Here is a 13,960-nt window from a genome sequence, read left to right as displayed (position 1 = left end):
CCATTGATTTTCATGCTATGGCCGGGTGAATGCGCGGCAATGAAGGACTTCGTATGAGCGGTGTAAATGAAATCCGGTCGACCTTCCTCGACTACTTCAAGAAGAACGGCCACGAAATCGTGCCATCCAGCCCTCTGGTGCCGCGTAACGACCCGACATTGATGTTCACCAATGCGGGTATGGTGCAGTTCAAGAACGTCTTTACCGGATTGGAAAGCCGCCCATATTCCACGGCTGCGTCATCGCAGAAGTGTGTCCGCGCCGGTGGCAAGCACAATGACCTTGATAATGTCGGCTACACCGCCCGCCACCACACATTCTTTGAAATGCTGGGCAACTTCTCTTTTGGGGATTACTTCAAGGAAGAAGCCATCACCCATGCCTGGAACCTGATCACCAAGGAATTCGGGATCGACAAGAACCGGCTGCTGGTCACGGTGTATCATACCGACGATGAGGCTTTCGATCTCTGGAAGAAGATTGCTGGCTTCTCTGATGATCGCATCATCCGCATCCCCACGAGCGACAATTTCTGGGCCATGGGCGATACAGGTCCATGCGGTCCCTGTTCTGAAATCTTCTATGACCATGGCGATCATATCTGGGGCGGGCCTCCGGGTTCCGCAGATGAGGATGGCGACCGCTTCATCGAAATCTGGAACCTCGTCTTCATGCAGTATGAGCAAGTGACGAAGGAGGAGCGGATCAATCTTCCGCGTCCATCCATCGATACCGGCATGGGACTTGAGCGTATTTCAGCGCTGTTGCAGGGCAAGCACGATAACTACGATACGGACCTTTTCCGCGCGCTGATTTCTGCCTCGGTGGAAGCGACTGGCGTTCCGGCCGAAGGTGACAAGCGCGCGAGCCACCGCGTGATCGCAGATCACCTTCGCTCTTCGGCGTTTCTGATTGCCGACGGTGTGCTGCCATCGAATGAAGGGCGCGGTTACGTCCTGCGCCGCATCATGCGCCGCGCCATGCGCCATGCCGAATTGCTCGGCTCGCGTGAGCCGCTGATCTGGAAACTCTTGCCGACGCTTGTCCAGCAGATGGGCCGCGCCTATCCGGAACTTGTCCGCGCAGAGCCGTTGATCTCCGAGACGCTCAAGTTGGAAGAAACCCGCTTCCGCAAGACGCTTGAGCGTGGCCTGTCCCTGTTGTCGGACGCAACGTCGTCGCTGCACAAGGGTGATATGCTCGACGGAGAAACGGCATTCAAGCTCTACGACACTTACGGCTTCCCGCTCGATCTGACGCAGGATGCCTTGCGCGCTCGCGAGATCGGTGTCGATGTGTCGGGCTTTACCGACGCAATGCAGCGCCAGAAGGCCGAAGCCCGGTCCCATTGGGCCGGTTCCGGCGACAAGGCAACCGAAACCGTGTGGTTTGAACTCAAGGAAAAGCACGGCGCAACCGAGTTTCTGGGCTACGACACGGAAACGGCAGAAGGCGTCGTGCAGGCAATCGTCAAGGACGGCAAGTCTGTCGATGCAGCGTCCGAGGGCGAGAGCGTTCAGATCGTCGTCAATCAGACGCCATTCTATGGTGAATCCGGTGGCCAAATGGGCGACACCGGTGTCATCTCGTCGGACGGAGGCGCTTTCACCGTCAGCGATACGCACAAAAAGGGCGAAGGTATTTTTGTCCACATTGGCACCGTCGCAAAGGGCGGCATCAAGGTGGGCGATGAAGTGGAACTGACCGTAGATCACGATCGCCGCTCGCGTCTGCGCGCCAATCACTCCGCAACGCACCTTCTCCATGAGGCGCTGCGCGAAGTCCTGGGCACCCATGTCGCCCAGAAGGGCTCGCTGGTAGCACCAGAACGCCTGCGCTTTGACGTATCTCATCCCAAGCCCATGTCGGCTGAGGAGTTGAAGATCGTTGAAGACATGGCGAATGAAATCATTCTCCAGAACTCGCCAGTCGTCACCCGCCTGATGAGCGTTGACGATGCTATTGCCGAAGGTGCGATGGCGCTGTTCGGCGAGAAATACGGTGATGAGGTCCGCGTTGTATCGATGGGCACCGGCATTCACGGTGCAAAGGCCAATCGTCCTTACTCGGTAGAACTTTGCGGTGGCACTCATGTCTCTGCAACGGGCCAGATCGGCCTTGTTCGCGTTCTCGGCGAAAGCGCTGTTGGCGCTGGCGTTCGTCGTGTTGAGGCTGTGACGGGGGCAGGTGCTCTCGCCTATCTGGCCGAGCAGGATGAGCGGGTCAAGGCACTTGCGTCGTCGCTTAGGGTTCAGCCATCTGAAGTGCTTGGCCGGGTCGAGGGCTTGCTGGATGAGCGCAAGAAGCTCGAACGCGAACTCGCCGATGCCCGCCGCAAGCTGGCCATGGGCGGTGGTTCTTCCGAAGGATCTGCCGGCGATGTCAAAGAGATTGGCGGCGTGAAGTTCCTCGCCAAGTCGCTCTCCGGCATTGACGCCAAGGACCTGAAAAGCCTTGCCGATGAAGCCAAAAGCGGGCTTGGTTCAGGCGTTGTTCTGCTGATTGCGGTTTCTGAAGATGGCAAGGCAAGCGCGGTTGCCGCCGTTACCGAGGACCTGACCTCACGTTTCAGCGCGGTTGATCTGGTGCGCACGGCATCCGCTGCTCTCGGCGGCAAGGGCGGTGGTGGCCGTCCAGATATGGCGCAGGCCGGTGGGCCCGACGGCGCAAAGGCGGATGAGGCCATCGAGGCCGTGGCCGCTTCACTCGCTGCTTGAGTATTTGAAGAAAGGGCGGGTCAAGACCCGCCCTTGTCATATATGGCGCTAGATAGCGTCACGCTGGCTTACTCCGGCAGCGTCACAGTTCGAGGTCGGCGGTCACGCACCTCTGGGGCGAGAAATCAAGTTGGCAGACGGCCGAGGCGCGCTAGCGAGTATTCGGGCGTGTCGGCCGCATCCGATCAGCTCGCCGCCTGCAATTGTTTCGTCGCCTCTTCGTCAATCTGATGTGCGCGCTTGTAGGCCGGGCGCTCGCTCATCTTTCCGAGATAATCCACAAAATGCTGGCGTTTCTCTATCGTGCCGAATTGCAGGCCCCAACTGATATGTGAGGCAACATAGACGTCGGCAGCGGTGAAGTGTTCGCCAGCAACGTACGGGTTCTCGCTGACGGCATGTTCCAGCGTTTTCATTACGTCAGCATATGCGCCGCAACCGGCCATCCGCGACTTCTCCAGCGAAATTTCAAATCCCATGGCCTTCATAGTTACAGCCATTTCCAGCGGGCCAGCCGCGAAAAATAGCCAGCGGTAATACAGGCCACGGTGTTTCAGTGGTGGCGCAAGATCTGCTCCTGGAAAGGCATCAGCCAGATAGGCGCAAATGGCTGCGCATTCGGTGACGACGGTGTCGCCGTGTTTTATGGCCGGAACCTTGCCCATGGGGTTGATCGCCCGGTAAGCGCTCGTTTTCATCTGCTCGCCGAAGCCGAGGATTTCGGTGGTGTAGGGCACACCAACTTCCTCCAGCATCCATCGAATGATGCGGCCTCGTGACATCGGGTTGGTGTAGAAAGTCAATTCGCTCATGATGCTCCTCCTTGCTCCATCCGGAACGTCAAACGCCACTGCGTGCGTCCATGCCCGAATATTGCGCCCGACCTGCAACGTATTCAAGACATCGCTTTTGGCAAAGAAAAACCCGGCACAGTGGCCGGGTTTCCGTTTCTTCCATATGGCGTGCCAATCAGGCGGCCATTGCCTTCTTCAGGTTTTCGTCGATCTTGTCGAGGAATGCCGTGGTGGAAAGCCATGGCTGATCAGGGCCGATCAGCAGTGCGAGATCCTTGGTCATGAAGCCAGCTTCGACCGTGTCGACGCAAACCTTCTCAAGCGTTTCCGCAAACTTTGCGAGCTCGGCATTGTCGTCCAGCTTGGCGCGGTGTGCTAGACCACGGGTCCAGGCGAAGATCGACGCGATGGAGTTGGTCGAGGTTTCCTGGCCCTTCTGGTGCTGACGGTAGTGACGTGTCACCGTGCCGTGAGCAGCTTCAGCTTCAACCGTGCGACCGTCTGGCGACAGCAGAACGGAGGTCATCAGGCCGAGCGAACCAAAGCCCTGGGCAACGGTGTCAGACTGAACGTCGCCGTCATAGTTTTTGCAGGCCCAGATGTAACCGCCAGACCACTTCAGAGCGGAGGCAACCATGTCATCGATCAGGCGGTGCTCATAGGTGATGCCGAGTTCGTCGAACTTCGCCTTGAATTCGGTCTGATAGACTTCTTCGAAGATGTCCTTGAAGCGACCGTCATAAGCCTTGAGGATCGTGTTCTTCGTGGACAGGTAGACAGGCCACTTGCGCATCAGACCGTAGTTCATGGAGGCGCGTGCGAATTCGCGGATCGACTCATCCAGGTTGTACATGGCCAATGCCACGCCAGCGCCGGGAGCGTCGTAAACGTCCTTCTCGATAACCTGGCCGTCTTCACCAACGAACTTGATCGTCAGCTTACCCTTGCCTGGGAACTTGAAATCGGTTGCCTTGTACTGGTCGCCAAATGCGTGACGGCCGACAACGATCGGCTTGGTCCAGCCGGGAACGAGACGTGGCACGTTTTTGCAGATGATGGGCTCGCGGAAAATAACGCCGCCCAGAATGTTGCGGATTGTGCCGTTCGGGCTCTTCCACATCTGCTTGAGGTTGAATTCCTTGACGCGGTCTTCATCAGGCGTGATCGTTGCGCACTTGATGCCAACGCCGTGCTTCTTGATGGCGTTTGCCGCATCGACCGTTACCTGGTCGTTGGTAGCATCGCGGTTTTCAACGGAAAGATCGTAATATTCGATATCGAGATCGAGGTAAGGCAGGATCAGCTTGTCCTTGATGAGCTGCCAGATGATACGGGTCATTTCGTCGCCGTCGAGATCGACGACCGGATTGGCTACCTTGATCTTTGTCATGAATTCCTCACCTTCGAGAACGATTGCGCCGGGAGGGCGCGATATGCAAAAAATATCCCGTGGCGCTATAGCATCGTGTGCGTAGAAGGCAAAGCCATGCACGTGCTTTTTTGGTTCCGATGCACGCTGAAACACGTTGCCAAAAGCCATTGGAGAATTACAGTCTGGCGAATCGCTTACGTTGGGTAAGCCTTCTACCAGGACACCATCATGCGGAAATTTCTGCTCGCCACCGCCGCCATCCTCTTCGCCACCACCGCATCTGCCGCAGACCCGGCTGAGCCCGTCAAAAAGGTGATGGATATCACCGTCAAGAACTGGTCTGGCGAAGCGGATGACTGGAAATACATCTTTGACGAGGACCTGCTGACGACGCTGTTCAGCAAGGGGTTCGTGGCGCAGTACCGCGAAGCTTCAAAGAAGCCGGCATCAGACGTAGAGAGTGGCGACAAGGGTGACCCCTTCGGCTATGACGTCGTTACCAATTCGCAGGATGGCTGCCCACTACAGGACGTTACAATAACGCCCGCAGCACCCGAAGATGGCGTGACGGATGTGACGGTGAAGTTCAAGCTTTGGGCCTGCATGGACGAAGCCGAAATGAAGGCAACCGTTGATCAGGTCAATTTCGATGTGATCGAGGAAGATGGCCGGCCTGTCATCAACGACATTCATCGTGTGGGCGATGAGGGGCGTGATTCCCTTCTCCAGGAGATGACCAACATCATCAAGGGCGAATAAGCCGCTTTTCGCGGATCGCTGCCTTTGATTTGTCCAGAAAACTGTGCCAGTGAGACGCCGAAATATTGGAAGGCGAAGATGGCAGGTACAAACAGCGAGCTGGAGCTTCTGGCAGAAGGTCCGGCAATCATTCTGGTCGAACCGCAACTGGGTGAAAACATCGGCATGGTGGCGCGTGCCATGGCCAATTTCGGTCTGGCCGAGCTTCGGCTGGTCAATCCGCGTGATGGCTGGCCGAATGAAAAGGCCCGTTCCGCCGCATCCAAGGCCGATCACGTCATCGATAATACGCGGGTGTTCGATACGATTGAGGAAGCCACCGCCGACCTGCAATTTACCTATGCGACGACAGCCCGAGAGCGGTATGGTTTCAAACCCGTCCGCGCACCCGTCGTCGCCGCAGAGACCCTTCGCGTCAAGTTCAAGTCCGGTGAAAAGACCGGCATTCTCTTTGGTCGCGAAAGATGGGGCCTGACCAATGAGGAAGTGGCGCTGGCTGACGAAATCGTCACTTTCCCGGTCAACCCTGCTTTTGCCTCGCTAAACATCGCCCAGGCCGTGCTTTTGATGTCCTATGAGTGGATGAAATCCGGCATGGAAGATTTGAGCCAGACATTGTTCGAGCCACTCGAGCAGAAGCAGGCGACGAAAGAGCAGCTTTACGGTCTGTTCGAGCAGCTGGAAGAGGCGCTGGATGCACGCGGTTATTTCCGTCCCGAAGGCAAGAAGCAGCGTATGATCGAAAATCTGCGGGCCGTTCTGTCTCGTCGGGCGCTGAGTTCGCAGGAAATCAGCGTTCTTCGCGGCGTCTTCGGAACCTTTGATAAATATGGCCGCCAGACACCGCGTGGCAGCAACGGTCCTTATGCTGAGGGGAGCAATGCGGACGATGACGGTAACAACGGGTGATTCCACACAGACGGCGCTCAAACCGGTCCTGGTGCTGGACAGCGGCATCGGTGGGCTGACTGTTTTGCGAGAGGCGAGGGTGCTGATGCCCGAGCGCGGTTTCATCTATGTCGCTGACGATGCTGGCTTTCCCTATGGTGGCTGGGAGGAAGATGCCTTGCGGGAGCGGCTTCTTTCTCTTTTTGGGAGGTTGATCGCCACCTATCAGCCGGAAATATGCATCGTTGCTTGCAATACGGCCTTCACTCTGGCGGGGGCAGCCCTGCGCGAAAAATATCCCGAAATGACATTTGTCGGAACCGTTCCTGCCATTAAGCCGGCGGCAGAGCGGACGCGTTCCGGCCTCGTTTCCGTTCTGGCAACGCCCGGAACCGTCAAGCGCGCCTATACGCGGGATCTGATCCAGTCTTTCGCCTCGCAGTGCCATGTGCGGTTGGTAGGATCGGAAAATCTTGCGCGAATGGCAGAAGCCTGGATCCGCGGTGAACCGGTCTCGGATGAAGCGGTGCTGGCGGAAATTTCCCCGTGCTTTATCGAGGAAGAGGGCAGGCGCACCGACATCGTGGTGCTCGCCTGCACGCATTATCCCTTCATGGCCAATATCTTCCGGCGTCTCGCGCCATGGCCGGTGGACTGGCTCGATCCAGCGGAAGCCATTGCTCGTCAGGCGCGGCGAAAGGTGGAGCTTGTGCAAGGCGCCGAACATCCCGAGGGATTTGATTTCGCGCTTTTTACCTCCGGTCAGCCGGATTTCACCACAAGGCGACTTATGCAGGGCTTTGGACTGAAAATCGCCGCCAAATGAGGTGGTGTTGCTTTTTTGCATCGTGCGGCTCTATCGGTTGCAATTCGCGATTGCGCCTCTTGAAATCGTAAAAGAGCTGTGTCACAAAATTCAAGCTCGCAACTCGAACCACAGGAGGCGTTATATGAATACATTTATGCATCATTGCCTCTCTGGCGCAGCACGATGGGTGCCAACGGTTTCTACCGCGTTTATTGGCGTCGCCCTCCGATAATAGTCCTTCTCTAAAGGGCTTTCCCCTGCCTTGAGGCATTTCAACATCTAAACTCGTTGCAGATCGATCTGTCGTCACAGCACCGCTGCGTCCTTCGGTCATGCACGTTTTTCCCATCACGAAAGGACCTGGCCGCTTGCTCGCGCTGGGACGGATTTCCTATGCCAAAAGAACACTTTTTGCGTGTAAATGATGTTGCCGAGACGGTCGAAGAACTGGTCGCCCGGCTGGGTCTATGGACAACCTTGAAAGCGGTGCTGCTCGCAGCGTGGCAGCAGCGACGGACGCGGACGCATATCTCTCACCTTTCTGACCGCATGCTGCGTGATATCGGTCAACCTGTCCGCAAACCTTTGCCCGGCCAGCCGCTGATACCCCCCTGGTTTCCGCGCTTTTGAGCCGACCGCCTTCCCGGTGAAGCAGTTGCCGGGAAGGCTTTAAGATATGAACAGAAAAGCAATGGAGATGCTTATGACCGTCACGATACGGAAATTGTCCGGTTCTGATGCTGCGGAATATCGTGCCATTCGGCTGGAGGGTCTCTTGGCGCATCCAGAGGCTTTCGGCGCTTCCTGGGAAGACGAGTCTCTTATGACTGTCGATGATTTCGCTGAACGTCTCGAACGACAGCCTGTATTCGGCGCTTTTCTGGCCGAGACGGGTGCCATGGTCGGTACTGTCGGTATCAAGGTGCCCACGGCTTCGAAAACAACGCACAAGGGCATGATTTGGGGAATGTATGTGCGACAGGAGGCGCGCGGCCTCGGTGTTGGTGTGGCGCTCATCCAACATGTTCTGGATTATTCCCGGCCGTTTCTGGAGCAGATCACACTTGTCGTCGAAGCATCGAATGTTTCGGCCCAGAAACTCTATCGGAAAATGGGGTTTGAGCAGTACGGATATGAACCGCGCGCGCTCAAGATCGGCAATACCTATTATGACGACGTGCTGATGACGCTCGCTCTAAAGGACTGAGTGATCGTCATAACGGCGGCGCGAACCACATCACCGCCGAAGCCACCCGTTAGTCCGCCGACCAAAAAGCAGATTAGTTCGCATCGGCTCTTGATGTTGCTTTCGCTCGGTGGCTTGCTCTGTCTTGTAATCAAAGAAAGGGAGACAATCATGCCTATTGAAAACTGGCTGGCCTTCGTGGCCGCATCCGCCATAATGCTTGCAATTCCAGGGCCAACCATTCTTCTGGTCATCTCCTATGCCCTTGGCCATGGCCGCAAAGCCAGTTCGGCGACGGTTGCCGGTGTGGCTTTGGGCGATTTCACCGCCATGACGGCCTCGATGCTGGGCTTGGGCGCGCTGCTTGCGACATCCGCAGCTCTGTTCACTGGGTTGAAATGGGTGGGTGCAGCCTATCTGATCTATCTCGGCATCAAACTGTGGCGAGCGCCGGTCATGGGGCAGGGGCTTGCGCAGACGGAGACGGAGACGGCGGGCAAGGAAAGGCCGTTGCGGATTTTCCTGCACACCTATGTCGTCACGGCACTCAACCCGAAAAGCATTGTCTTCTTCGTGGCATTCCTGCCGCAATTTCTGACGCCATCGCTGCCATTCTGGCCGCAGGTCGTGATCTTTGAAATCACATTCCTTGTTCTTGCCACCTGCAACGCGGCCCTTTATGGAATGTTAGCGAGTGCCGCACGCAACACCATCCGCAAGCCCCATGTTCAGCGCATCGTCAACCGCACGGGCGGCAGCCTGCTGATTGGTGCTGGCCTGCTCACGGCGGGCTGGAAGCGCGCTGCCGGATAGAAACGCTGCAATCCCCAAGCGGCACCTGATTGGACAAAAACAAAATGGCCGTGCCGCATATCCTTCTCGCCCTCGTCACTGTGTTTTTGTGGGGCTTCAACTTCGTGGTCATCAAGGTCGGCGTCATGGATATGCCGCCCTTGTTTCTGACGGCGCTGCGGTACCTTTTTGCAGCGGTGCCCCTTGTCTTCTTTCTGCCGAGGCCAAAAGTGTCGTGGCAGCATATGGTCATCTACGGCATGGTCATGGGGTGCGCGCAGTTCGGGCTTCTCTATACGGCCATCAAACTGGGACTGCCGGCTGGTCTGGCTTCGCTCGTCATGCAGTCGCAGGCGTTTTTCACCATGGCGCTGGCTGTCACACTTCTGGGCGAAATTCCGCTGAAGTCGCATATTGCTGGAGCTGCCGTGGCCTTCGGCGGTCTGGCCGTGATCGGTCTGGAGCGGTTGAATGTCAGCGCCATGGTGCCGCTCGTGATGTGTGTCGGCGCGGCCTTCAGCTGGGCAATCGGCAACATCGTCAACCGCAAGGTCGGCAGGGTCAACGCCGTCTCCTTCGTGGCGTGGACAAGCCTCGTGCCCGTGCTGCCGTTAATCGCACTGTCGCTTGTTTTGGAAGGTCCGCAGGCCATCTCTGACGGGCTTGCGTCCGCCAACCTCATGACGGTTTTCGTTGTCATCTACATGGCCTATGGAGCAACGATCGTCGGTGCTGGCATATGGAGCTTTCTGTTGCTGCGTTACCCCGCTGGCACGGTTGCGCCTTTCTCACTTCTGGTGCCGATTGTCGGTTTCCTTGGGGCGTACTTTGCTTTTGCGGAACAGATCACGCTTCTGGAGGTCATCGGCAGCACACTTGTGGTGGCGGGGCTGGCGCTCAACGTCTTCGGCCGTCGGCTGTCTTTGAGACGTTTTGCGGCCTGAGGTCAGCGATATTCCCTGTGCATTGCGTTGACGTCACAGGCCATTTGCTGATTTTTTTGGTAAGGAAGACGTTCGCTGTCGTTTCAACGAATCGGCGCTCATCCATTTGCGTTGCAGGGAATTTGAACATTGCAGGTCGGCATCGACATGGGGACCCTATCGGGCGGGCAAGCTGCCAAGCTCGATATTGAGGAATTGCTTGCCACACGTTTGTTGGTGCAGGGCAATTCCGGGTCTGGCAAATCGCATTTGCTCCGCAGGCTGCTGGAGCAATCCGCACCCTGGGTGCAGCAGGTCATTATCGATCCGGAAGGCGATTTCGTGACATTGGCCGACAAGTTCGGTCACGTGGTTGTTGATGGCGAACGCACCGAGGGCGAGTTGGCGGGGATTGCCAATCGCATCAGGCAGCACCGCGTTTCCTGCGTCCTGACGCTGGAAGGTCTCGATATCGAGCAGCAGATGCGGGCAGCTGCCGCCTTCCTCAACGGCCTGTTCGATGCGGACCGCGAGTTCTGGTACCCGGTTCTGGTCGTGGTGGATGAAGCGCAGATGTTCGCGCCATCGGTGGCCGGTGAGGTGACGGAAGACGCACGCAAGATGTCGCTGGGCGCCATGACCAACCTCATGTGTCGTGGCCGAAAGCGCGGCCTGGCAGGCGTCATCGCCACGCAGCGTCTGGCTAAGCTTGCCAAGAACGTCGCTGCCGAAGCCTCCAACTTTTTGATGGGCCGTACCTTTTTGGATATCGACATGGCCCGCGCAGCGGATCTCTTGGGGATGGATCGCCGCCAGGCGGAAATGTTCCGCGATTTGCAGCGCGGCAATTTCGTGGCGCTTGGACCTGCGCTGTCGCGCCGTCCGCTACCGATCATCATTGGTGCGGTCGAAACATCGGCCCGTTCGTCTTCACCGAAACTGATGCCGCTCCCCGACTCGCCGCAGGACGTTGAGGACCTGATCTTCACGCCCGACCCGGAAGAGTTTACCCGCGCGCCTGTGCGCCGCACGCCGCCCGCACCCCGTCCGACGACAGATATTCTGGCGGAGCTTTCGCGCTCCACACCGGCCATTGGCGGATCAGAGCCGCAGCAACAGGTTCAGCGCAGCAGCCAGGCGGATATGTCGCCCGAGGAGCGTGCCGAGAAGATTTCCGCCGTGCTTGCCGAGATCATGGACGATCCGCAGTCGGCCTATCGTACGGATGCCGTTCTCTATCAGGAATTTCTCGTGCGTGCCCGAATGCGCCGCATTCCCGGCACGCCCATGGCACTTTCTGAGTTCCGTCGTCAGGTGGCCATCACCCGATCCGGCGTTGATCTCGAAATGGCATCGACTGAGGCCTGGGAAAAGGCCCTTGAGCTTTCATCAAACGTTTCTGATGATCTCCAAGGTGTCTTTCTGCTTCTGGTCAAGGCCGCACTTGGTGAAGAGCCGTGTCCTTCAGACGCCCGCATCGCCCGTGCCTATGGCACCCATTCCGCCCGTCGCGCCCGCAGGTTGCTGAGCTATTTCGAGGAAAAAGAACTCGTCGTTGTTCATGCCGATTTTTCCGGCAAACGCATTGTGGCTTTCCCAGACCTTGACGCAAAAACCGCGCCCGGGGATGCGGACGCGGCTGAAGATGATGCGAAGCTGGCGGCCGAGTAGGATTACTCGATCGTTTTCGCTTCCTTACGCGTAGCCAGAAGCGAACCGACTACACCCGTTACCAAGATGGCAACCGTGATGCCAAGCGAGAGGGCAGGCGGGATCTTTGCGATGCCCAGCATATCAGCCACGAAGATCTTGGAGCCGACAAAAACCAGAACCGCAGCCAGAGCATATTTCAGGTAAGCGAAGCGGTGCATCAGAGCTGCCAGCGCAAAGTAGAGCGCACGCAGACCAAGGATCGCGAAGATGTTCGACGTATAGACGATGAACGGGTCTGTCGTGATCGCGAAGATCGCAGGGATCGAGTCGACGGCGAAGATCAGGTCGGCGATTTCGACCATCACCAGCGCAAGGAACAGCGGCGTTACGAAGGTCTTCAGCTTGCCGGTTTTCTCATCGACTTCCTTGACGAGGAATTTCTCGCCGTGCAGCGTGTTCGTCACCGGCAGGTGACTGCGCAAAAACTTCAGAATCTTGTTGTTGCCGATATCGTTTTCGTCATGGTCGGACGAAAACAGCATCTTGAGACCGGTGAATACAAGGAAGGCGGCGAAGATATAAAGAACCCAGTGGAAGTTCTCAACGATGGCAGCGCCAGCAGCAATCATGATGCCGCGCAGGACGATGACGCCAAGGATACCCCACAGCAGCACACGATGCTGGTATTGGCGGGGAATGGCGAAGTAAGAGAAAATCATCGCGATGATGAAGATGTTATCCATCGCGAGGCTTTTTTCCACGACAAAGCCCGTTACATATTCCATCGCCGACTGCTGGCCGGACTGGTACCAGATCCAGCCACCGAAGGCCAAGCCGATCGCAATATAGAAACCGGACATCAGCATGCTTTCGCGTATGCCGATCTCCTTGGAGTTTTTATGCAGGACGCCAAGGTCGAGGGAAAGAAGTCCCAAAACCAGTGCAATGAAGACGCCCCACATCCAAGCGGGAGTGCCTAAAAAATCGATGAGCAAATAGTCCATCAGTCAACCTTTTTCCGGACGAGGTTGGCTTTACGGATGGGGAACGTGTGACAGACATAGACGTGGCCCCAACCTTAAGAGACTCGACATCGCGTATTGTCCGGAATACGCCAGAGGGGCCCGAGTCCTGATCACACTTGAAAAATAACGTGGCGAAAGCCGGATTCAAGAGGTGTCGGAAACTTTTTTCTCATTGACAATTCGATGACACAGACCTAGAAGCCGCATCAACACCGGGCAGCAATGCTCGGTGTGTTTCGTTGACTGCCTTGCAGTTTATAAACTGACGTTCGGTAGTCAACATCACCGACATGTCCCGTGGCTTCTCCATTCGCAAATGTGAGAAACCTGTCAGAGGTTCTTAAACGGACCTCAGAGGAGGGCGTGTTTCCTTGATCCGGTTTGGCAACAAACCGGTGTAACATTCTGAAAGGAAATACGATGAGCAAGCGCGAATCGTCCAAGTATAAAATTGACCGCCGTATGGGCGAAAACATCTGGGGTCGTCCTAAGTCCCCTGTAAACCGTCGCGAATACGGCCCAGGCCAGCACGGCCAGCGCCGCAAGGGCAAGATGAGCGACTTCGGCACGCAGCTGCGCGCCAAGCAGAAGCTCAAGGGTTACTACGGCGAACTGCGCGAAAAGCAGTTCCGCGCAACCTACGACGAAGCAAACCGTCGCAAGGGTGATACATCCGAGAACCTGATCGGTCTGCTCGAGTCCCGTCTGGACGCGATCGTGTACCGCGCAAAGTTCGTACCGACCGTTTTTGCTGCTCGCCAGTTCGTAAACCATGGCCACGTCACGGTTAACGGCGTTCGCGTCAACATCGGTTCTTACCGCTGCAAGGTTGGCGACGTTATCGAAGTTCGTCAGAAGTCCAAGCAGCTCGTAACCGTTCTGGAAGCTGTTGCTCTCGCAGAGCGTGACGTTCCTGACTACATCGAAGTTGATCACAACAAGATGGTTGCGACCTTCGCTCGCGTACCAGCTCTGTCTGACGTTCCATACCCGGTCGTCATGGAACCACACCTCGTGGTCGAATTCTACTCGCGTTAATAATC

13 protein-coding genes are annotated in these 13,960 nt (G+C 56.9%); 10 read left to right on the top strand and 3 right to left on the bottom strand.

Translation table 11 applies throughout. The features are described 5' to 3' along the window. Nucleotides 1–53: 53 nt before the first annotated feature. Nucleotides 54–2,717 carry an alanine--tRNA ligase gene (alaS, locus tag ASF69_RS19345; protein ID WP_062589843.1) on the top strand — a complete coding sequence of 888 codons (2,664 nt, stop codon included), beginning with the start codon at nucleotides 54–56 and terminating at the stop codon, nucleotides 2,715–2,717. Between the two features lie 185 nt (nucleotides 2,718–2,902). Here the strand turns inward: alaS and ASF69_RS19340 are convergent, their stop codons facing one another. Both ASF69_RS19340 and ASF69_RS19335 read right to left on the bottom strand, forming a co-directional pair. After that, complete coding sequence (locus ASF69_RS19340; RefSeq protein WP_244475529.1) at nucleotides 2,903–3,532, bottom strand: glutathione S-transferase family protein; 630 nt, start codon at nucleotides 3,530–3,532, stop codon at nucleotides 2,903–2,905. Between the two features lie 154 nt (nucleotides 3,533–3,686). Next, a complete protein-coding gene (locus tag ASF69_RS19335) occupies nucleotides 3,687–4,901 on the bottom strand; it encodes an NADP-dependent isocitrate dehydrogenase (protein ID WP_062589926.1) in 1,215 nt (404 codons plus the stop codon). Nucleotides 4,902–5,111: 210 nt separating this feature from the next. On the opposite strand from ASF69_RS19335, the gene ASF69_RS19330 reads away from it, so the two are divergent. From ASF69_RS19330 to ASF69_RS19295, 8 genes are all read left to right on the top strand, one after another. Beyond that, on the top strand, nucleotides 5,112–5,642 hold the full coding sequence (locus tag ASF69_RS19330; RefSeq protein WP_062589841.1) for a hypothetical protein: 531 nt from the start codon (nucleotides 5,112–5,114) through the stop codon (nucleotides 5,640–5,642). A gap of 78 nt (nucleotides 5,643–5,720) precedes the next feature. Then, nucleotides 5,721–6,551 carry an RNA methyltransferase gene (locus ASF69_RS19325; protein WP_062589840.1) on the top strand — a complete coding sequence of 277 codons (831 nt, stop codon included), beginning with the start codon at nucleotides 5,721–5,723 and terminating at the stop codon, nucleotides 6,549–6,551. Further along, nucleotides 6,532–7,356, top strand: a complete 825-nt coding sequence (gene murI / locus ASF69_RS19320; RefSeq protein WP_062589839.1) for a glutamate racemase — start codon at nucleotides 6,532–6,534, stop codon at nucleotides 7,354–7,356. Before ASF69_RS19325 ends, murI begins: the two co-directional genes overlap by 20 nt. A 375-nt stretch (nucleotides 7,357–7,731) precedes the next feature. Beyond that, on the top strand, nucleotides 7,732–7,968 hold the full coding sequence (locus tag ASF69_RS19315; RefSeq protein ID WP_062589838.1) for a DUF1127 domain-containing protein: 237 nt from the start codon (nucleotides 7,732–7,734) through the stop codon (nucleotides 7,966–7,968). A gap of 73 nt (nucleotides 7,969–8,041) precedes the next feature. Next, nucleotides 8,042–8,545 carry a GNAT family N-acetyltransferase gene (locus ASF69_RS19310; protein ID WP_200939107.1) on the top strand — a complete coding sequence of 168 codons (504 nt, stop codon included), beginning with the start codon at nucleotides 8,042–8,044 and terminating at the stop codon, nucleotides 8,543–8,545. A gap of 150 nt (nucleotides 8,546–8,695) precedes the next feature. Then, nucleotides 8,696–9,337, top strand: coding sequence for a LysE family translocator (locus ASF69_RS19305; RefSeq protein ID WP_062589925.1), 642 nt, complete (start codon nucleotides 8,696–8,698; stop codon nucleotides 9,335–9,337). A gap of 44 nt (nucleotides 9,338–9,381) precedes the next feature. Beyond that, entirely contained in the window at nucleotides 9,382–10,260 is an 879-nt protein-coding gene (locus ASF69_RS19300; protein ID WP_062589836.1) for an EamA family transporter, read from the top strand. 129 nt (nucleotides 10,261–10,389) lie between these two features. Beyond that, nucleotides 10,390–11,910 (top strand): ATP-binding protein, encoded by a 1,521-nt coding sequence (locus ASF69_RS19295; RefSeq protein WP_062589835.1) that lies wholly within the window; start codon nucleotides 10,390–10,392, stop codon nucleotides 11,908–11,910. Between the two features lie 2 nt (nucleotides 11,911–11,912). Here the strand turns inward: ASF69_RS19295 and ASF69_RS19290 are convergent, their stop codons facing one another. Beyond that, entirely contained in the window at nucleotides 11,913–12,896 is a 984-nt protein-coding gene (locus ASF69_RS19290) for a TerC family protein (RefSeq protein WP_062589834.1), read from the bottom strand. A gap of 441 nt (nucleotides 12,897–13,337) precedes the next feature. Here ASF69_RS19290 and rpsD point away from each other — a divergent pair, with 441 nt between their 5' ends. Then, nucleotides 13,338–13,955 (top strand): 30S ribosomal protein S4, encoded by a 618-nt coding sequence (gene rpsD, locus ASF69_RS19285; protein WP_062589833.1) that lies wholly within the window; start codon nucleotides 13,338–13,340, stop codon nucleotides 13,953–13,955. Nucleotides 13,956–13,960 lie beyond the last annotated feature (5 nt).

The organism is Rhizobium sp. Leaf311 (assembly GCF_001423445.1).
Classification (GTDB): Bacteria; Pseudomonadota; Alphaproteobacteria; order Rhizobiales; family Rhizobiaceae; genus Agrobacterium.
The sequence above is the reverse complement of the archived record's forward strand: the minus strand, read 5'-3'. Positions and strand labels throughout refer to the sequence as shown.